Annotated in this window: 17 protein-coding genes; 6 read left to right on the top strand and 11 right to left on the bottom strand. The window is 44.0% G+C overall.

The window, feature by feature from the left end:
* Positions 1-11: 11 nt before the first annotated feature.
* The 11 genes from A37S_RS0120000 to A37S_RS0119950 all read right to left on the bottom strand — a co-directional run bounded on the left by A37S_RS0120000 (position 12) and on the right by A37S_RS0119950 (position 16,898).
* Entirely contained in the window at positions 12-839 is an 828-nt protein-coding gene (locus tag A37S_RS0120000) for a hypothetical protein (RefSeq protein WP_051293338.1), read from the bottom strand.
* Between the two features lie 107 nt (positions 840-946).
* Entirely contained in the window at positions 947-2,125 is a 1,179-nt protein-coding gene (locus A37S_RS0119995) for a sialidase family protein (protein ID WP_036603436.1), read from the bottom strand.
* A 62-nt stretch (positions 2,126-2,187) separates the two neighbouring features.
* Positions 2,188-3,888, bottom strand: a complete 1,701-nt coding sequence (locus A37S_RS25455) for a glycosyl hydrolase (RefSeq protein WP_084163989.1) — start codon at positions 3,886-3,888, stop codon at positions 2,188-2,190.
* Between the two features lie 11 nt (positions 3,889-3,899).
* The gene (locus tag A37S_RS0119985) at positions 3,900-5,195 is read right to left on the bottom strand and encodes a family 43 glycosylhydrolase (protein WP_169719541.1); all 1,296 of its coding nucleotides are present in this window, start codon (positions 5,193-5,195) and stop codon (positions 3,900-3,902) included.
* 4 nt (positions 5,196-5,199) lie between these two features.
* On the bottom strand, positions 5,200-6,324 hold the full coding sequence (locus tag A37S_RS0119980) for a glycoside hydrolase family 26 protein (protein ID WP_028298516.1): 1,125 nt from the start codon (positions 6,322-6,324) through the stop codon (positions 5,200-5,202).
* 127 nt (positions 6,325-6,451) lie between these two features.
* Positions 6,452-8,161, bottom strand: a complete 1,710-nt coding sequence (locus A37S_RS0119975; protein ID WP_028298515.1) for an IPT/TIG domain-containing protein — start codon at positions 8,159-8,161, stop codon at positions 6,452-6,454.
* 23 nt (positions 8,162-8,184) lie between these two features.
* Positions 8,185-9,852, bottom strand: coding sequence for a RagB/SusD family nutrient uptake outer membrane protein (locus tag A37S_RS0119970; RefSeq protein ID WP_028298514.1), 1,668 nt, complete (start codon positions 9,850-9,852; stop codon positions 8,185-8,187).
* Between the two features lie 11 nt (positions 9,853-9,863).
* Positions 9,864-12,923, bottom strand: a complete 3,060-nt coding sequence (locus tag A37S_RS0119965) for a SusC/RagA family TonB-linked outer membrane protein (protein WP_211229830.1) — start codon at positions 12,921-12,923, stop codon at positions 9,864-9,866.
* 193 nt (positions 12,924-13,116) lie between these two features.
* Positions 13,117-14,277, bottom strand: a complete 1,161-nt coding sequence (locus A37S_RS0119960) for an AGE family epimerase/isomerase (protein ID WP_028298512.1) — start codon at positions 14,275-14,277, stop codon at positions 13,117-13,119.
* Positions 14,274-15,671 carry an MFS transporter gene (locus A37S_RS0119955; RefSeq protein WP_036603433.1) on the bottom strand — a complete coding sequence of 466 codons (1,398 nt, stop codon included), beginning with the start codon at positions 15,669-15,671 and terminating at the stop codon, positions 14,274-14,276. Before A37S_RS0119955 ends, A37S_RS0119960 begins: the two co-directional genes overlap by 4 nt.
* A 42-nt stretch (positions 15,672-15,713) precedes the next feature.
* On the bottom strand, positions 15,714-16,898 hold the full coding sequence (locus A37S_RS0119950; protein WP_028298510.1) for a glycoside hydrolase family 130 protein: 1,185 nt from the start codon (positions 16,896-16,898) through the stop codon (positions 15,714-15,716).
* A 289-nt stretch (positions 16,899-17,187) separates the two neighbouring features.
* Between A37S_RS0119950 and A37S_RS0119945 the strand changes: the two genes are divergently transcribed.
* From A37S_RS0119945 to A37S_RS25450, 6 genes are all read left to right on the top strand, one after another.
* A complete protein-coding gene (locus A37S_RS0119945) occupies positions 17,188-18,063 on the top strand; it encodes an AraC family transcriptional regulator (protein WP_028298509.1) in 876 nt (291 codons plus the stop codon).
* A gap of 147 nt (positions 18,064-18,210) precedes the next feature.
* Positions 18,211-18,471, top strand: a complete 261-nt coding sequence (locus A37S_RS0119940; protein WP_036603430.1) for a hypothetical protein — start codon at positions 18,211-18,213, stop codon at positions 18,469-18,471.
* Positions 18,472-18,733: 262 nt separating this feature from the next.
* Positions 18,734-19,063 carry an RNA polymerase sigma factor gene (locus tag A37S_RS0119935; RefSeq protein WP_028298507.1) on the top strand — a complete coding sequence of 110 codons (330 nt, stop codon included), beginning with the start codon at positions 18,734-18,736 and terminating at the stop codon, positions 19,061-19,063.
* Positions 19,030-19,218 carry a sigma factor-like helix-turn-helix DNA-binding protein gene (locus tag A37S_RS28180; RefSeq protein WP_157278899.1) on the top strand — a complete coding sequence of 63 codons (189 nt, stop codon included), beginning with the start codon at positions 19,030-19,032 and terminating at the stop codon, positions 19,216-19,218. The genes A37S_RS0119935 and A37S_RS28180 overlap by 34 nt, the downstream gene beginning before the upstream one ends.
* Before the next feature lie 281 nt (positions 19,219-19,499).
* On the top strand, positions 19,500-20,672 hold the full coding sequence (locus tag A37S_RS0119930) for a glycoside hydrolase family 27 protein (protein WP_028298506.1): 1,173 nt from the start codon (positions 19,500-19,502) through the stop codon (positions 20,670-20,672).
* 273 nt (positions 20,673-20,945) lie between these two features.
* A partial coding sequence (locus tag A37S_RS25450) for a DUF4372 domain-containing protein (RefSeq protein WP_028297637.1) occupies positions 20,946-21,135 on the top strand: 190 nt, incomplete at its 3' end.

Raw genomic sequence — 21,135 nt, 5'->3', positions numbered from 1 at the left:
GGGAGAAACAGTTATGGTTCAGATTGAAGGATGTCGTTAAGCGCTTTCATTTGTTTTTCTAGCGCTATCCTTGCATCTTCCTTTTCGTCATGTCCTATAATGCCTATAGGTCCATCATACCCATTTCCCAAAGCAAATGCAATCAAGTCCTGCTCCAAGTTGCCTTCTCCGAGAGTGTAGAAATGTTTGTAATCGTCCTTTTTGAGCCCCGCCAAGTTTAATGAAAGCAGATGGGGTTGGATATCGGGAAAAAACTGTTTGAAGCGAAGGACCTGTTCTTTGGCATGATGAAAATTATAAACCATTCCTATATTTGGGAGTTGGAGATGTTTGATTATTTCGAGCTGGTTCTCCGGTTCCCCATACCAGCCTCCGTGGTTATAAAGCCCCACTTGGCATCCCAACTTTTCGGCACGGCGGGCAATGTGGCGAATTGGCTCTACTGCTGTCGCTACCTTTTTCTCTTGGCTAATTTTGGCATCGTTCAGTTCGGGTATATTGTCCAGCATGAGCCAAATTTGGGTATGTACATGATTTCTTTCGAGAAAGTCAAAGATGGCTTGCACGCGACTGTCATGTGCTGGAGCACCATCTGCTATCATCCAAAAAGCCTGCATTTGAATGCCATAGTGCTTCAAGGCTAGCCATTCTTCATCAAATTGAGGAATATGTTGGTCGCGCCAATCGTAGGCTAATTTAGTTATTCCCAACCCGTGGAGCATCTTTGCCCGTTCCATGGAAGTACGCTGCAAGGAATCGTACGGCACGATACACCAGGCCACCAATCGCTCTTGATCAATGGAATAGCTGGGAGATCTGTTTGGGTTACACGATTGCATGGTATGTGATAAAATTATTATGGATAAAAGGACTTTCGTATAATTCATTGCTTTACAGGCAACTAACATATTTTTCTTGATAACTATTGTCAAACAACAAATTTACCTCAATCCAAAACAGGAATCTTTCTAAAATCCTTGATGCGGTGGAAGGTGAGGTAATTGGCATTATGCTGATTGTCTGCTCCACCGAATTCATCATCGTATGCTGTACGTGAGACAAAGATGATTTCATTGCCTTCAAACTTCCAGTCTATATATTGGAATCCGTGCTTGGCCACATTCTTTCCCTGCAATATGATGGCACGTTTCTCCCAGTTTACCAGGTCCTTGGATGACAAGAGGTAAAGGGTATTACGGGTACGTTCCATATTTCCTCCCCTGAATTCCCCGGGGACGGCGTTGGTCAGTGTATAATATATTTTGGTCTTGGGATCCCGTAGGATGTTGAACTTTTTGGTAGCTCCCGGCAATATGACAAATCCAGTTTTCGCGTTAAATTCTGCTACTTTGCCATCTTTCGATATACGAATTCGGGCAGCTACGGAATCGCCTGGATAATGCACCCGTAGCATATCGAGAACCTGTCCTTGCGGATCCAACACGGCGTTGCCCTCTAGCCATGCAGTTCCTTTGTTGAGCGAACGGTCAATCTCCAGCTTATTTGTCGACAGCCAGTTTTGTGCTTTCAGTAAGTTGTCCTCTTTGTTTACAGACATGACAAAAGCCTTAAAGCTTCCCCAAGGAGCTCCCTGTGGCACTTCTTCCATGCCCCGCCATAGGCGACCGTAGGCGTCCAATACCGGAACTGTCGACGTATGATATCCCATGCCGCCTTCGGCCTTGATGAGCAGACCGTTGTTGCCGTCTATTGGTTCTGTCCAGCTATGTCCACCATCGGTAGATTTTCGGATCACGCAATCGCCCTCTTCATTCAAGGTGCCCATCAAATAAAGTGCGTTGTTATGAACGAAAAGACCCGACCAAAACTGGTTCAGTTCTGCAATCCGGCTCCAAGTTTTGCCCTTGTCCTTTGATTCGAAGACGAAGGTCCTCGCGTTTTTCCAACTATTGGCCTCCGGTCCAAAAAGGTCGTGTGAAGCTACATAGTTTCCGTTTGGGAGAATGGCAATGGAGGGCGAGCCTATATAAGCACGTCCAGATGCCGGAAAATGCGAAACAACGACGCCTGGGGGAGTACTGGTCTGTGCATAGCTACCCAGGCCGATAAAAACATGCAAGCAACAGACTAAAGATCGAATAATACTGGTTTTCTTGTGCGACATAACTATTTGTTGATATAAAAAAAGCGGATAAGAACGATGTTCCTACCCGCCGCTTTAAAAGATTATTTTAGAGAGGGCATCTGCTCTCGACTGATCACATTGGCGTTGCCGAATACCGCGTTAAGGAAAGCTGCACCATTATGGTTTGCAGCGCGCGTATAGTCTCCATTCCAGGGCATGAACCACGACCAGACGTCTTCATATTCGTACATGGCATCGATCTGTGGAATCGATCCGCACTCCGTCAATGCAACGATTTTCCTACCCTCGTACAGTTCTTTCATCTTGTCGAAAGCAATGTATTGCGATCCATGCTGATTCTCGCCAGGATAGATATCCATACCGATAATATCTACATAGTCGTGGCCTGGGTACCAATCGAGCGCATCGCCCGCCGCATCGCTGGTCCATATCCATATCAAGTTGTTTAGGCCATGATGGTGGACTAGTCGACTGTACATAAGTTTCCATAAGGTTTTGCAGGCTTCTGGACCTTTTGCTCCCCACCAAAACCACTTTCCGCTGGCTTCATGCAAAGGACGCCACAGTACAGGGATGTTTGCATCTTTGAATTGCTTAAGGTAACCGGCGATTACGTCAATATCGGCGATCATCGCTTGGTATTCACTCGATGAAGTATTCGTTACTTTGGAAACATCAAATGAGGTACGATCCGTATAAAATTCATCATCCGTTTTCAATGGATTGCGCCAGTGCCACATGAGCGTTACAAGGCCATTGTTATCCCAATATTCTTTTACGTTATCAAATAAAATGTCGGCATTGGTGATACTCCAATCGCGGGTATGATTAATAAAGTCAAATCCCGCAAGTGCGGGCCATTTGCCCGTGTTTTGTTGCATCCAAGTCGCTTCCTCCAAACCGTAACTGTAATTGGCCATCGCTCCGGAAATTACTTTCTTGCCAAAATTTTCCTTGAGGAAATTATAGACATTTGCCGCTTGGGCAGAAGGATTCACGGTCACGAGATTTGCATCTATATTGAAGGAGGTTTCTTCTTCACGTGGCGTGATTTCGATATAATCTACGTTCATCCAACCCCAGTTTTTTTGTACAATAATGGTGTTTTTGCCCGAACGTAGCGAAAGCTTATTGACAAAGATCGTCTTCCAGTCATTTGTCGGGTCAAAAACCAAAGTTGCCAGTTTTTGGCCATTTACGAGCAGATCGTTTTCTTTCTTTTCGTTGTTGTTTGAAAAACGAATGTTGATTCCATAGAGCGCAGATTCGGGAACGGTGACTTCGAAAACGATATCTCCGTCTTTTTGCTCCACATATCCTGCTCCAGAAAAATTAGCCAGACTCGTTCCCACCGAGGCATTTCCTGTTAGGGAGGCATTCTCCGCTTCGTATCTTTTGAAACTTGAGACTGTTTGAAAGCTGAGCGATATAGCTTCTGCAGGTTCACCCAATACATTGGTGACGGCGCCATTGGGAATCGTGATTTCGTACGAGCTGCTTTGTTCCAAGGTGATCTCCAACAGCAACTTGCGATCGTCTACCGTGGCCTTTACCGTTTCGTCGTTGACCTTGATCGCTATAGTCTCGTTCAGCACAATAGGGGTATTGTAGACTAGGGACACTTCGGAATCCAACATGATGTCCTCACTGCCGTCTGCCGGTGTGGAGTACAAAAATTTGGGACTTCTGGCCGAGATTTCCTCGATGTTCTTGTCCTTCTTACAGGACGGGGCGAACGCGCCTAATACCATAATGAGGAAGGGTATTAATATCTTTTTCATAATTTGTTTTTTTATTTTGATGAAAACACTTTTATCTCCCATATCGAAGCATAGTCTCGTTCGGCTCTTTTGATGTTGATTTTTATATATCTGGCCGAAACCGTTTTTTCACTTGTACGCGTTTGGTATCCCTTTAGCGCCCGGTGCGTATAATCTGCATAGGTATGCCAGTTTTCATTATCGCTCGAATATTGGATCTCGTAGAGATAGAAGCGATCAAAATATTCGAACTCTATCTGTATTCTGGATATTTCAGTTTCATCTTCCAGATCGATGGTTACCCACTGGTCTTCTGCTTGTACGGACTGCCAACGGCTGTCATTACGACCATCGGTCAAGAAAGCGGCAAGAAAATCGTCCGATGCAGATGCACTTGCCACAACTGGTTTGTTTAAAGCGATATTGGTGGGATTGGACAGACCAAGGCCCAAGGACCGAAGATCATCCAGTGGAACAACTTTCGTGATTTGCCCTTCGGGCGAGAAAAACATTTCAGCTACACAGGAGAAACGGTAGTTGCAGGTAGGATACCTTTTTGGGTCTTGTCTGTGATAAAACAAAAGCCAACGGCCGTTGACCTCCAAAACGGAGGTATGTCCTGGACCATATAGCTGTTTTTCGGGCAAAGACTCCAAAATAGGTTCCTTGGAAAACTCCCGAAAAGGTTGGTCAAGCGCATCGGTTACAGCGTAGCGCACGTTGTAGGAATCCAACCAGCAATGGCCGCCAGCCCACATTAGGTAATACTTGCTGTCTTTGGTAAACATGTATGGCGCCTCGGTGAAGTCTGTTAGCTCGCCTTTAATAGGGGTACTACTGACCACTTTTCGCATATAGTTCGGTGAATGTATATCATTGTCAAAAACCAAGAGATTTTTCCAGGAACCTATCCCCATGATTTGGCCAGTCTTTGGGTCTCGAAACAGCTCCACATCAAAATCCTTGACCTGTATGATCTCCTGCCAAGGTCCCTGCGGAGCATCGGCTTCGAGGATGTAGGCCAAATAATCAACTCCTTGTTGCCTTACCATATAGTATTTTCCATTATCGCCCTTGAGCATGCTGGGTGCCCAAAAAAAGCGATCATTGATGTCTAGATACTCAATATTCCAATCCACTAGATTGTCCGATACCCATAAAAATGGCTCCCCGTTATGTTCGTCATAGCCATCACTCGTAATAGAGAGGTAGTATTTGCCATCCATGTAACGGATGCTGGGGTCTGCAAAATAGCCAGGAACAAGGGGATTCTGTCCATACACGAACGAGACGAATAGAGAACCCAATATGGAACATAGTACTTTCATGGCTTTAGTCTTTTGTCGTCTTATATAAATTGGGTAGATTTTTTTCGAAATAGATATCTTTCTTGCTCTTGAACAAAAGGAAATCATCTACGGAGGGATGTCCAGGATAGGGGGCATAATGATGCCCTTCGATATCATGTGCATTTCTCCAAACGAGCACATATGCCGGCTTGTGCATCTCAATTGATGGATATAGTACCGCCGTGAACCAGTCAGACATAGGTATTCCTTCGGCTCCTGTTTCGCTAAACACAAAAACCTTGTCGTGCTTTTGGGCATATTCTTCTAAGATGTTCATCACTTGCTGTACCTCTGTCACAAAAGTGGAAGCTTGACTTTCTCCTCCGCGATGGTACATATCCAACCCGAGAATATCCACATAGTCATCGCCTGGAAACCTGTCAAAGTATTCTTCTTCAGAAGTGACCCTATCGGGCGAATAGATATACAGAACGTTGTGCACCTGCTTTACGTTGCGTAGATATTCTGCCGTAGATTTCCACAAAGTGATATAATCTTCCTTGGAACAATAAGGAGCACCCCACCAGAACCAATTTCCGGTATGCTCATGAAAGGGGCGTAGGAGCACGGGAATAGCTTTTCCGCTGTCATCCACCAAGGAGGATAGAAATAGCGATAAACTGTCAAGCCATTGCAAGTACCTTGCATGTTTTTCGCCACCGGGGATGATAGAGGCAACTACCTTATTAGACGACACATCCCACGAACTGCCGTTGGTATAGGGATTTCGTAAGTGCCAACTTATCGTATTGATCCCTCCGCGTCGATAGGCTGAGATAATATGCTGACGCATCAGGTCAAAATGGATATTATCAAGGTTCACTGAATCTCCCAATTCGATATGACCTAGATCCCATCCATATACCGCGGGATAGTCGCCCGAGATTTTCTTGATATCTGATTGGTCTTTATCGTATTTCCATCCGATGCCATAAACCGTGGCATCCTGATGGCCAAATAGGATTTTCTTTCCTTGTATCGCTTTTAAGCTGGCATAAAGATTTTTGGTTTCCTTTGTTGCCTTAGTATCCGCTGTTTTTGGCATTTCGACAGAAGTACAGGCAGCAATAATTAATGAAATTAGAAACAGTCCGTAATTTGTATTCATATAGCTTATTTCGATAAGATCGGCTTTTGTAATATCCCTTTGTCCTTCGATGCTTTCAACGTTGTCGGGTAAGGAGTCAATTGAAAAGTCTCCGAAAAGGCTAGCTTTCCGGAGAACTCATCAGGTTTTACTCTCTATTTGGATCCAGTGGTACACTGGTAAGCACAAAATAATCCAGATTTACCTCGAATGGACCGTTCACATTCCCGGTAGAGAAATCGATATCAAGATTGAAAGGAGTGTTCAAATCCAGTTCTGGATTGGTTCCCCAGTTCTCAAGACCTTTAGGGTCTATAGGGTACGATCGCCACTGCCAACTGCCTCCTGTACTCTTAAACTTGTAATCGTCACCATATAGACCGCCCCCTTTAAAATGGTAGCCTAGTTTGGTGTCGCTGGATTGTTCGAAGATCAGTTGGAAGTAGCCCTCTGCATTACCGCCACCGGTATTTACCAGGAAGTTCACATAAAACATCTTGTTGTCGTCAAACTTGTTTCCATTATGATCGGCCGTTCTGATGGTACCTCTATTTTGCCATGAACTTACATTTGCGTCCTTGACGGTAAAATAATACTGTCCTTGGGGAATCGCCGAAAATCCTGTGCCACCATTTCTCACTGGAGTACCTCCGTTGAATTGTGGCATGGTTTCAAAACTATGGATCAATAGGGGATTCAGTGGCCCATCCGTAATCATTACTTGGTCGATATGCAATTCAAAGGCCTCACTGTTCCCGTTACCAACATTACCGCCACGGATAAATAGCGTAATGCGATCGATGGACGTTTTTGCATTGGCAAAGCCCATATCTGTCAATCGATAGGAGCGCCACTCCCAACCCGAAGTAGCTATTCTATAATTATCGCTATACTGGCCCTCTTGTCCCGTAAAATGTTTATCCTCTGTAGCGCCTCCTATGGTCAAGGCAGGATTGAAATAACCCTGTTTGCCATTGGTGTTTACCAAGAAGGTGATATGTGGGTCATTATAATCGGAAAGGTTGAACCCATTGCCATTATTGTTTGCTTCAAGGTATTGGTATTGTCCGTTCCAGCCATTGCCCAAAGGAGCTATCACAGAGTAGTAACTTCCAAAGAACGGAGAGATGCCACCAAGGTTTTTGCCCGAAGTAAAGTTAGCTCCAGCGCCTGTTGCATCACCCGTACGTATTGTCGGTTCAACGGTGTCAAAGTCAAACAGTACTATAGTCTTCTTAGGGATATAGGTGTCCTTTGGCTCCACAACGTTGATGACAGGAGAAACGAGTGTCTGTCCGGTCCTTGTAACGGCCGTCAGCTGGCCAGTGGCGGGTAGTTCTAGCCCTGCTGTGGAGAATGTGGCCGTTGTCTCGGTTGCGGAAGATTTGCTGATCTGTACACCTTCAAAGCGCAAAGACAGTATCATGTCTACATTTTGTCCCGTGATATTGATTGTTTGACCCCGTTCAATCTCAGATGGCCATTGACTGATGTCTGCGTCTAGATACTGCGGCACAAACAGTTCCGAAGATTCGTTTCTGCGCTTATATTTGTTGTTGACAACGATAGGATCGGCAGAAGCCGACCTAGAAACCTTGAATATCAACTTATCGGGCTCTTGGCTTAAAATCTCGCAAGAAACAGCACCAATGGACAAGCTTGTCACCATATCCAGATTTTCTCCATATACGGTGACTTGTTGGTCGATAACGGCCGTTTTCGGGTTGAAATCAATTATTTCGGATACGGGCAAATTGATGTCATAATCTTCGGAAAACTCTTTTTCCTGACAGCCAGCTATTAGAATAACGCTACTGAGTATGCAGGAAATCAGCCGGGTTAGTTTATCTTTTTTCATCAGAATAAATTATTTGTTATTGACTAATAACTCGGGTTTTGCTCCAATCCCCAGTTTTGAACTTCAGTTAACGGAATAGGCAATACGGGTATATATTTTCCGTCTTTGCCCACCAATGAATGGCTCACGATGTTGGCACCTATATTTTGGTGTCTTTCTTCTTCGTTTGCTCCAGCACCAGCCCTGTCTGTATCCTTTACTTTACTTACGAGCTCCACCAGTTTGCCCGTGCGGATCAGATCGGGTAATCGATGCCCCTCAAGAGCCAATTCGATACGTCGTTCATGAAGGATAGCATCGTAAAGAGCCTGTCCGCTAGCCGTCACATTTGGGATGTTTGGTTGTGCTGGCGGTGGGGTAAAGGCGCTTGGATCGCCTTCCACACATCCTTTGCACAGGGTACTTTGTCTGGCTCTCTCCCTCACTAAATTCAGAAAACGTCTCGCTTCAGATTCATTGTTCAAGTGGTATTGGGCCTCGGCATGTATAAGTAGCACATCGGCGTAGCGCAAAAGAAGAATATTCTTGTTTGCCGCTTTGTCCAATACAGGAACAAAAGGAATGGTAGCCTTGCGGTTCAAGTAATTGCTTCCCTGTTGGGCACGATCAAAACCCACGACACTGCCATACAACACTTCGTTGTTAAACCCTATGCCGTACACCGTAGTCTTCAGCCGTGGATCAGACGGGTCAAATGCATCGACAAGATCCTGTGTGGGATTATGGAAACCCCAACCAACAAATGCCCCAGGATTGGAAACCCGGTTGGATTGGAATAAAGGGTACGCATTGCCCACAGATGCTGGAGGATCTGCCGCTGTGCCGTTGGTAGCCTGCACTTCAAATATAGATTCCGAAGAGTTTTTGAATTCATGTTCGAACAGGGTTGCATAATTGTTGACAAGCGTATATTCTCCTGAGCTGATTATGGCGTTTGTAAGGGCAGATACATCTTGCCAAGTCTTTGTGCCTTCGTTATCCACCCCAATTTGGTACATCAGCGATTTTGCCAGCAGTGTTCTCGCGGCTCCTTTCGTGGCACGTCCCAAGTCCGTAGGTGCATATTGGCTTTTTTCTGGCAATAAGGCAATCGCCCTTTCGAGATCGGCATTGATAAATTCAAATGTTTCGTGCAGAGTTGCGCGCTGCCTATTTCCAAAGTCGGATGGATTCACGGGCTCATCAAATAATGGAACGCCCCCAAAATGTTTTAACAAATAGATGTAGTGGTATGCCCGCAGAAAATAACTTTCACCGAGAAGCCTGTTTTTGAGCGTTTCGTTAATAGGTGATTCCGGTAAATTTTTAATGGCATAGTTGGAGCGGGAAACACCCCAGAAGCCATGGATCCAGAAAGCCTCCGCAACAGAATTGCCAAGTTGGGCGCGATAGCCCTCAATGGCGGCCAACTCTGGATAATCGCTAAGGTTACTTCCCTTTACGGCATCGTCCGTAGCAATGCTGCTAAAAAAGAAATCATAGTGGTGGGACATCCAGATGCCATCAGGGCCTCTCCCTTCTGTTTGCGAAAGGATGTCGTAGATACCGTTGATCACGCGTATGGCATTCTCTTCGGTATTCATAAAGTTCCCACTATTTTCTTGTCCTTGTGGTTCCAGTTCAAGGAAGTTCTTGCAGGAAGCCATCAAAAGGACTGATAAAACCAACGTATAATATAATGTTCTTTTCATAACTTAGTGGATTATAGATTCAAATTGATCCCAAATGTAAATACCCTGGGCATCGGATAACTTGCCATATCTACACCTGCATTCAGTGGATTGCCATACAGATCCCCCATTTCCGGATTGAACCCAGAATAATTGGTGAACGTGAGCAGGTTATCTGCAGATACATAGACGCGCAAGCCCTTCATGGCAAGTCGCTGAAGACTCTTCTGCGGAAGTGAATAGCCAAGTTGAATGGTTCTAAGACGAAGATAGCTTCCATCCTCTACAAAACGGTCCGAAAAACGGTCATTTTGATTCGGATCTCCCGAATGTACCCTTGGTAAATCGGCATTTGGGTTCTCGGGCGTCCATCTGCCCATCATGGCTTTGGAATTGCTCCATTCACGCATGGAGGTACTATATAGTACAGAATACATATAGTTGGCTATCTGATTTCCCTTCGATCCTTGTAAAAGCATGTTGACGTCTATACCCTTATAGGTGGCGGAAAGCGAAAATCCATACGTGAAATCCGGCACGGCACTTCCCAGATAGATGCGATCATCGTCATTAATACGCCCATCACCGTTTTGATCCACGAAAATCACGTCCCCTAGCCCGGCATTGGGCTGTATGGGATTTCCCCCCTCGTTTACATGAGCATCCAGTTGCTCTTGGGTCTTGAATATCCCTGCAGATTGCAGTCCATAGAAAGTGCCTATTTCCCTACCTTCTTCAGTGATTGTATATTGTCCGAATAGGGGCTCGCCGCCACCAAGAGAAGTTACGTTATTGCCTATGAACGAAATATTGAAACCGGCATTGAAGGAAAAGTCCTCGTTAACACTTTGTGCGTAATTGAGATTCAGTTCAACACCGCTGTTCTTGACCGAGCCGGCATTCGTTCTCGTTCGCCACATACCGGCGTAGATAGGGATGGGGGTGCTCAGTATCATATCGTTGGTGTTGCGCACAAAATAATCAACATTGCCAGATAGGTGTCGGTTGAACAGCTGGAAATCCAAACCTATGTTGTACTGTTCGGAGGTTTCCCAAGATAACTCTTCATTGGCCAACATCTGCTGAATGGCTCCATCGACCATACTTTCTCCAAAAACTGCCGTGTAGCCATTGGTCATTAGCGCCAAATAGTCGAAATTGCCGGCACTTGCTTGGTTACCCACGTGGCCCCAACCGGCTCTTAGCTTAAGTTGGTTTAATCCGAGTGCTTGGTTTGCATCAGTAAAGAAAGATTCCTCGCCAATGTTCCATCCCGCTGAGAACGAGGGGAAATAGCCCCATTTGTTCATGAACTTAGAAGAGCCGTCTGCCCGTAAGGTTCCTGTGAATAGATAGCGATTGTCAAAGCTATAGTTCATGCGGAAGAAACCCGACAACAGAGAATTGTGTCCCGCACCTCCCGATACCTCCAGCTGTTCTTTGTTGGCTGCCGTGCCAAGATATCTTAAGTTAACGTCTTCTGGCACATCGTATACACGAGCAAACATGTTGTTTGATGTGCCTTTTTGTGCCTCGGTGCCCAGGGTTGCATTGATGTTGTGCTTCCCGAAATCCTTTGCATAACTAAAGTAGCTCGTGGAGTTCCAGAACCTGTTGTCGCCCCGGTTTTCCGTGAGGCTACTGACGTCCCTTCTTTGGTCTGCCGTGATGAAAAATACCGGATAATAATTGCGGCTTTTCGTAAAATTGTATTGGGTACCATATTGTGTTCTAAACGATAGGCCTTCAAGACCGATATTGTCGATTTGCAAGAAGGCGGTTCCCGTAAATCGATCCTCCGTCCCTTTTCTGAATTGGTTCTCATGGACAGACAGGGCCGGGTTTCTTCCATAGGAGAAATAGATCTCGCCAAAATTGTTCGTATAGGAATCAAATGCCGCTGATACGGGATCTGTTTTGAGCGCCTGTGTGATCGATCCCGAATAAAAGTCGCCATCATTGCCCGAGCGGTTATATGTCACATAAGACAAGTTCGTCCCTATTTGCACATTTTTGTACAGTTTGTACTCGTTGTTAAAGTGGATTAGGAATTTATCCAGAAAAGTATTTTTGATAACGCCATTTTCCTTGGAGTAGGTGCTCCCTATATCGAAACGGCCCTTTTCGGTTCCGCCAGAGACGTTGACATTGTAATTCTGCGTGTACCCTTTCCTGATAATCTCTCGCTGCCAATCTGTACCGTTGCTGTTGTTGGCAATGGCATAATCCAAGATTGATTGCATATTGAGCGATGGAGTCTGGTTTGCATTTGCATAAGATTCCAGTTTCAACAGGGCATATTCGCTTGCATTTAGGAGATCCAATGTCTTGGCGACAATAGTAGCGCCGCCGAATAGATTGGCGGAGACTTTTGTTGCTTGGCCGAAGGCCCCTGATTTGGTCTTCACCAAGATAACGCCATTTGCGCCTCGTGAGCCGTATATCGCCACGGCCGAAGCATCTTTTAGTATATCAATGGATTCAATATCGTGTGGGCCAAGATGACTAATATCATTGACGGGGAAACCGTCTACCACGTACAAAGGATCGGAGTTGTTCACACTTCCCGTTCCCCTGATCCTTATTTTGGTGCCAGCGCCGGGTTCTCCGGAATTATTGACAACGCTCACCCCTGGTGCACGACCCTGTATGGACTGATTGACGTCTACAGAGGATAGTCTTGTCAGTTCTTCCGATTTGATGGAAGATATGGCGCCCGTGATATCTCCTTTTCTAGCGGTACCATACCCAATGACAACTACCTCATCTAAATCAGAGGATACGCTATTCAAGACAACATTTATTACGCGCCGATTGCCTACTAGCTCTTCATGCACTTCCAATCCGATAAAAGTGAACCTGAGCACTGTTTCTTCATTTGGCACATTTAGGGAAAAGGTTCCGTCACTTTTAGTGGATGTGGATATGGTTAAGCCTTTTACGCTTACCGACACACCCACTAAGGGACTGCCTGATTCGTCTGTTACCTTACCGCTGACCTGTAGGGGTGCCGTTTCTTGGCCAAAGGCCATTTGGACGACACCTAATAGCAAAACCAGCAGCCTTGCTTTTTTTAATACGTGTGGAATCATAAGGATAATAATTGGTTGTTAATAATGTAAATCAAAAGTAGGTCGACATCGAATAAAATACTAATACTTTTTTTGCTTATTGTTGTGAAAAAATGAAGCTTTTATCCTGATGTTATGGGTTTCCTTTTGAGTAAAAAACTGATTGTCAATATTTATTTTATAATTTATTTAATTTTTTAGGTTTAGTATTGAATTAACCCAATAAGCTAAGGGCCTCCATACACATCCTCGCATTGTGATAGGGACATTTCCATGGTCCCGCTTTATCTTCTTGCAGGTTTATCGAACCATCGGCTTTGCGACTCCAATACCACTCGCCATTCTTTATGTCTATGAGTTGCGACCTTATATAGCTCCAAACCTTTGTCGCTTTCTTACTGAAAGCAACATCGCCTGAATTACGAAAGGCACACAAAAAACCGACAACGGCTTCCGCCTGTACCCACCAGTGGCGATCTAGGTCCATATCATCGCCCTCAAGCTCGTAAGCTAAGCTTCCGTCACGTTGCAGACCCTCGCTGGCAGCCACGGCTATCTTAAGCGATAGTTCCCTGATGTCTTTTACTAGTGCTGCATCGGCCAACACATCTGCGGCTTCCAATAGCAGCCACGAGGCTTCGATGTCATGTCCATATGAAATGGATCGGGATTTTATGGCCCATTTCTCGTCAAAAAAGAGGTGGAGATGTCCGCTTTTTTTATCCAATATCCTGTTTGAGAAAATGTCAATTAGTTTTTTTTGAGCATTTTCCAAGGTAGGATGCTTCCATATACGGTACAGATTGGTATAGGGCTCGAGGATATGAAGGTGCGTATTCATGGATTTCTTTTCGTTGGCATCCTTTGCACTTAAGCGCATGTCCGCTAGGGGCTTCCAATCTTCCGCGAACGCTTCGAGGTAACCTCCATGTTCGGTATCGGCCGTCCCTTCAATTAAATAAAAGAATTCTTTGCATAAGTCAAGTGCCTCCGCGTACCCCGTGGCACGATAAAACTCGGAAAAGCCGTACAAGGCAAAACCTTGCGCATATAGTTGTTTTTTGCGGTTTATGGGGCTCCCTTTGCAGTCGAGTTCCCAAAACACGCCGCCATGAATTTTGTCTATGAAGTAGGCCTTTATATATTCGTAGGCGCGCTCGGCCATGGTTTTGTATTTAGGATTGCCTAGCGTGCGATAGGCAGCGGAGAAAGTCCAGAGTATACGTGTATTAAGTACCACGCCTTTATTGGCGCCGGGATGCAGCTTGTTGTGCCCGTCTATTCGGCCATAGAAACCTCCATGTTGCATGTCCAGCATGTGATCCATCCAAAAAGGAAGGATATTCTTTGTCAGTATCTCTTTAAATCCATTCATCCTCGTGAGGCTCTTTTTGAAGCCAACTCTATGGTTATTCCTTTTAGTTTAGCCTCATTTAATGGATAGAACAATATGAAAAGCACTGATAGGATGGTACCTATGGCAGGAAGCAGGCTCAGCATCATCCTAATGCCATCCTGCACGTCTTGAGTTTGTACCACATTTGCCTGAAATCCGAAATAGGCCAATAGCCACCCCGTAAGTGCCCCACCTATGGACCAGCCAAATTTTTGAGACATGGAGGATGAGGAAAAGATAAGTCCGGTAGCCCTGCGACCAGTTCGCCACTCGGAATAATCGGCAATATCGGCGTACATTGCCCAAAGTAAAGGAAATATACTTCCGGCACAGACGCTGATGAGCACTTGCAGTACAAGCATCATCGTGATGTTTTCTTTGCCAACGAAATAGAATGCAACGCTGAAAATGGTGGCGCATATCATGGCAAATAAATAGGTGTTTTTCTTGCCTATGCGGTTGGCTATGGGAGTGACAAATAGAATGCCTACAATATTTGCCGCTTGCCCCAACACTAGGTAAACCGTCGTAATTGATAGCGTCGAACCGAATAAACCCCAATCGAGCACTTCGGGCGCCACAGCATAGTACTTGAAATAATATACGGCCGCACCATCGCGAATCGAATTGAAAATGAGTGCCGCTATTCCTGCGCCCAAAAGGATCCACCACGGTCTATTTCTTATTAAATCACCAATGTCTTCTTTTAATGAATTTTCGGTTTCCTTGATGGGATGGATACGTTCTTTGGTCCAGGAGAAAGTGCATAAGAAGAATACGATGGCTATAATGGCGAATACCAAGGCAGCCATCGACCAACCAAGAGAAAGAGAGGTCTGCGAGTGCCAGTTGCTGAACGTGCCGACCAATGGATCTACCAAGACCAAAACGAGGATACTGCCCAAAAACGCAAAGATCATGCGATAGGAAGATAATGCTGTTCTCTCCTTCGGGTTAGCGGAAATAACACCTAAAAGCGAAGCATATGGCACATTTATGAGCGAATAGACCATCATCATCAAAGAGTAGGTCACATAGGCATAGACGATTTTCCCGGTATCCGAGAGGTCTGGCGTGGTGAATATCAAAACGCCCATCACCCCGAACGGTAGGGCCATCCATAACAAATACGGACGAAATTTACCCCATCGGGTCTCCGTTCTGTCGCTAATGACGCCCACCACGGGATCGAAGAGCGAATCCCAAACGCGGGTGATCAGAAACATTGTTCCCACTATAGCGGCATTTATACCGAAGATGTCCGTATAAAAAAACATCAGGTACATCCCAAAGAGTTTCCAGAACATAGAAGAGGCAGCATCTCCCAATCCATATCCGATTTTCTCCTTTAGGCTTATTCGTTGGTTACTCATGGTTATTACTTATATAAATCGCGGTTTATGATCAATCATGTGCTAGGCCATTAAGCTGAGGTTCTTGTCAATAAGGGACACCAGGGTTTGGACGGATTTGGCCGAGCGATATCCATCTGGCGCTGTGTGGAGACAGTAGTCCAGCAAACGATCAATAGACGAGACAGCTACATGCATTCGGGTGTCACTTGAAGAATAGTAAATATATACAGTACCGTCGTTATCTGCAATCCATCCGTTAGTAAAAAGTACGTTTGAGACATCGCCCACTCGTTCCTCGCCTTCCGGTGCCAAGAGGTATCCGGCAGGTTCAGCAATAAGTTGGTCCGGTTTCTGTAGATCCGTAAGATAGAGGTAGAGCACATATCTCAAACCAGCTGCGCAGGCGCGTACGCCATGAGCCAAATGCAGCCAGCCTTTCGGTGTTTTGATCGGGTGTGGACCTTCTCCGTTTTTTTGTTCCTTGATGGTATGGTAGTGCCGGAAGTTGATGATTTTTTCTTCTTTAAGTATGGCATTTTCCATGGTGTCTACCAATGCCCAACCAATGCCTCCGCCACTGCCGGCATCGATAAATCCATCTTGTGGCCGCGTGTAGAGAGCATATTTGCCTTCTACAAATTCCGGATGGAGGACTACGTTGCGTTGCTGACTCTTGGACTGCAGGTCAGCAAGGCGTTCCCAAGATTTAAAATCTTTAGTCCTTACTATTCCTGCTTTGGCCACCGCCGAAGAAAGATCGCCTGAAGGCGCTGCAGGATCTTTTCTCTCTGCGCAGAAGATACCGTATATCCAGCCGTCTTCATGTGCGGTCAGTCGCATGTCATAGATGTTTGTTTCTTGGTCATCGTTTTCTGGAATTACGATGGGATAGTCCCAGAATCGGAACTGGTCTATGCCGTTTGGACTCTCGGCAATGGCAAAAAAAGACTTTCGGTCGTTACCTTCCACCCGAACCACCAAAAGGTATCGGCCATTCCACTTTATTGCACCCGCATTGAAGGTGCCATTGATGCCAAAACGCTCCATGAAAAAAGGATTTGTTTCCGGAGACAAGTCATAGCGCCAGAATACGGGCGCATGTGCGGCTGTGAGTATCGGATGCTTGTAGCGTTCGAAGACGCCATTACTGGGGAGCACAACTTCGTTTTTTCGACCAACTAATTGCTCGTATTGCTGCGTTATTGCTTTCAATCTGCTGCTAAAAAGCGCGTTCTCATTTTTCATATTATTTAAAAGTGCGATGGGTTTCTGTGGTTTTTTGGATCAGGCCGTATTGGTAAGTGCACGGCACTGGAGAAGCAAAACGTGTTTTTGATGATTGCATAGGCATATTGGTTATTACGAAGGCAAACATAGGTGGTTTATGGGTTTATTAGGTAATACTTTTTTAGCATATTATGATGAATGCATAGCGGATAATGATTGTTTTTTTGTAAATTGACGTTTTTTTTGTTTTATAATTGGATAGTATTATTTTTACATTCAGCCAAATCCAATTGTAAACATGGATACCATGAATGAACGAATATTACGGGAAGTGACCCCACTCACGGATAGCGACTGCTTTACCTTGTTTTGGCGTGTAAAAAGCCGTTTCGATTTTCCGTTGCACTACCATGACGAGTACGAACTCAACCTAATTCTTGATGCAAAAGGTTCCAAGCGTATCGTGGGTGACCATGTCGCACGTATAGATGACGTGGAACTGGTTTTAGTGGGCTCCAACCTGTATCACGGGTGGTTTAATGACGTCGGTGAGAACAAAGAAATAACGGAAGTGACTATTCAATTTCACCGAGATTTGTTCCATAAGGACTTCATAAGCAAAAATCAGCTGAGCTTCATACGTAATATGTTTGAGAAAGCGCAGCAGGGCCTGCTTTTTTCCCGCGAGACGGCCCTTACTCTTAAGGATAGGCTACTGGGACTCAAAGATAAAGTTGGATTTGATTCCGTGTTGGAATTGATGGCTATTTTGCACCAGTTATCTCTGTCAAACAACGCTCGTACCTTGAGCAGTGTAGGTTTTGCTGACCATCATGAGCAGTCCAATAGCCGTCGTATCGCCAAAGTTTTCGAATATATGAATCTGCATTACAGCAAGCCAATCACCTTGTTGGAGATGGCTGCATGCGCCAATATGCATGAAGCATCTTTTAGTCGATTCGTAAAGAAATGTACCGGCAAGACTTTTATCGATAGCCTTAATGAGATACGTCTCGGTCATGCCACGCGCTTGCTTATAGATACCAACCAAACCATCGCAGAAATTGCCTACGGTTGCGGTTTCAATAATATTTCAAACTTTAACCGGATATTTAAACGCAAGAAAAACTGCACCCCAAAAGAATTTAGGGAGAATTTTTTCGGGGCTAGGGTCTATATTTGAGACGGACTTAAATGCCAAAGATTTCGAAAACATTAGAAGAACAACAAATGGCCAACAAATCGGCTTGATGTAGAGATGTACTTCGTTTTTTTAACGGCAGGAATTTTGCGGTCAAGTAAGCTGTTTCAAACTAAGTGAGGATGTATTATGAAAAGTAAATATGTAGCGATCGTGCTCGTCGTTCTGCTGGCGGCCTGCAAGACGAAGCAAAGGCAGCAGGAAGAAGCGCTCATTAGGGACTGCCCAGAGGAGAAAATAGTCAACAAAATGCCCATGGTAAGAGAAAAGGATAGCGATACCGAGCCTAGCAGTTATTTTATCTATAAAGGCCAACGAAGGGAACTCGCGGAATTTGACCTTAAGTGGGTAGAGCAAAACTGTCAGGTAAAGGAAACGGTAGTCCACTGAGGTCTATTCAACTGCGAATCGTCAGGCTATTGCCTATTAAGAAAAACTATAACACCTGTTTACGAAAACGTTTTCGTAAAACACGCAAACGGTTGCGTTTGTCTCGTATTTGTCACTTTATTCAATCTTGTATAATATTACTCCCGTTATCCAAATTATAACCGATTGAACTGAACTTTAGGAAGTGTTTATGTGGCATATGTTTGTATCTGCAACATGCGTTTTCAACTAGGATCTAAAGTGTTTGGTTTAGCAGTTGATTATGAGTGGTTTAAATCAGTTGTCGGATGAGGAGTCGTTAGAACTAATAGCTAATGATGATGCGCTTGCTTTTAGGGAATTGCATTATCGGTACTGGGAACAGCTTTTTGTCCATGCTATTCGTATGCTAAGGGATGAGGATGTGATTCAAGAGGTATTCCTAAGATTGTGGGAAAAAGCGGCGCATATGAAATGTACAACGAATTTTTTGGGTTATATATACATGACAGCGAGAAATAGAGTACTCAATGCAATCCGCAAGCGGACCACCGAAGACCATTTTATTCAGGAATTGGCGTGCTACAGCTTTCAGCACGATGGGGGGGCATAGCAGCCATTAGTGTCAAAGAAATCAATCAGGCTTTAGATCGGCAAATAGAGCATCTTCCCAAAAAGATGCAGAAGGTTTTTGAATTGAGTAGAAAGCAGGAGTACTCCCACCGGGAAATTGCCGACGAGCTGGGTATCTCAGTAACCACTCCATAATCGCGATACGTCCAAGTACTTCAGATATCTAAGTATAATGAAGCTAAATAAAATGAGTAGGAACTAGATATATTTAAAAGTTCTATATGTAGGATGATTATATTAGGTGTTTAAACTGAAAAACAGGATGCGATATCGTTTTCGCAATCTACGCAACCGATTGTGTTTCTGAGAGGATTGTGAAAGTGATACCGAAACAGTATTATTGTAGTAACAATGCTTCCTATAAGTTTAAAATGGTTCCGAAAAAATGATCTAAAATTTGTAATTTATTAGAGTATATGAAAATTTCCAGAATATTTTGCATTTCACATCTTGCCATTTTCAGTGTAGTATACGTTTCAGCACAACAAGCAAAGCCTCCCATTATGGGGTGGAGTAGTTGGAATAATTTTAGAATCGATATAAATGAAAAACTGATTAGGGAACAAGCAGATGCATTAATATCGACGGGTCTGTATGATGCGGGATATCGTTACATAAATATTGACGATGGTTATTTTTGGGGAAGAGATTCTATCGGCAATCTTCTGACCGACACGATCAAGTTTCCTAGCGGAATGCGACACCTGGTAGAATACATACATAACAAAGGATTAAAAGCTGGAATATATACGGATGCAGGAGAAAATACCTGTGGATCAATATACGATAATGACAAAAATGGCATTGGAGTAGGCATATATGGACATATTGAACAAGATACACGGTTGTTCTTTAAAGATTGGGGTTTTAATTTCCTGAAAGTCGACTGGTGTGGAGGTGAACAAATGAACCTCAGTGAAGAAGAAGAGTATACAAAAATTATAGATGCTGTAAAAAGTATTGATTCTAGCATAGTATTTAATATCTGCCGTTGGCAGTTCCCTGGAGAATGGGCCTTAAAAAAGGCAGATTCTTGGCGTATATCCCAAGATATAAGGGAAAATTTTAAATCAATATTAGCCATCATAGATATTAATAGAGATCTATACAAGTACGCTTCACCGGGACATTACAATGATATGGACATGTTGCAGGTGGGAAGGGGTATGAGCTATGAAGAAGATAAAACGCATTTTTCTATGTGGTGTATGTTGAACTCTCCCTTACTTGCTGGGAACGACCTACGTAACATGTCTACAGAGACAATACAAATTCTCACAAATAAGGAATTGATTTCTATTCATCAAGACCCGGCCTTACAGCAAGCAAAATGCATTAGTGCCGAAGGCGGTATTGAGATATGGGAAAAAACTTTATTTTCTGAAAAAGGTAAGACGACTGCTATTGCTATCATGAATCGGAATGAGGAAAAAGTAAAATATCAAGTGTCCCCAAAGAAATTAAATGCTGGACGAACCTGTATGATACGCGATTTATGGTTGCACAAGGATTTAGGGGAACTAGGTAAAGAACGAAGTCTTGTATTGCCCGCACATGGTATTATTGTTCTCAAAATAGAACATAATTAAGTAGATTTTTTTGATGACGTTATTTCGGTGGTGATAACTCTATTTGTAATAAAGTGTTCTTAATTACCAATGTTGTTTTAATTATCTTAAATCATTAAAATGTAGCGAGTACAAAATCTGCGGTAGCACTTAAACACGAACTAAATATGTCCTCAGTTATACGTCAATATTATCCATTTTTAAACACTACTGACCGACAAAAAATAATTTAAGGAGCTGCCATATCTGGCAAGCTCCTTTTTTCATATTTTGGTTTTACGACAAACTAAAAATATGAGTGATAAAAATACAGAAAAGAAATTAGTCGGTCAGCCAATCTTCAAACAATTATTAGGTTTTATTCCAAGGAACAAATTTGAGATGCTTGTGAGCAAGCACCGGTCTGACCGCTATTACAAGACCTTTGATTCATGGACACAACTCATGACGATGCTGTTCGGAATATTCAGCCGATGTGATTCTA

The sequence above is a fragment of the Olivibacter sitiensis DSM 17696 genome (genome assembly GCF_000427965.1).
Taxonomy (GTDB): Bacteria; Bacteroidota; Bacteroidia; order Sphingobacteriales; family Sphingobacteriaceae; genus Olivibacter; species Olivibacter sitiensis.
The sequence above is the reverse complement of the archived record's forward strand: the minus strand, read 5'-3'. Positions and strand labels throughout refer to the sequence as shown.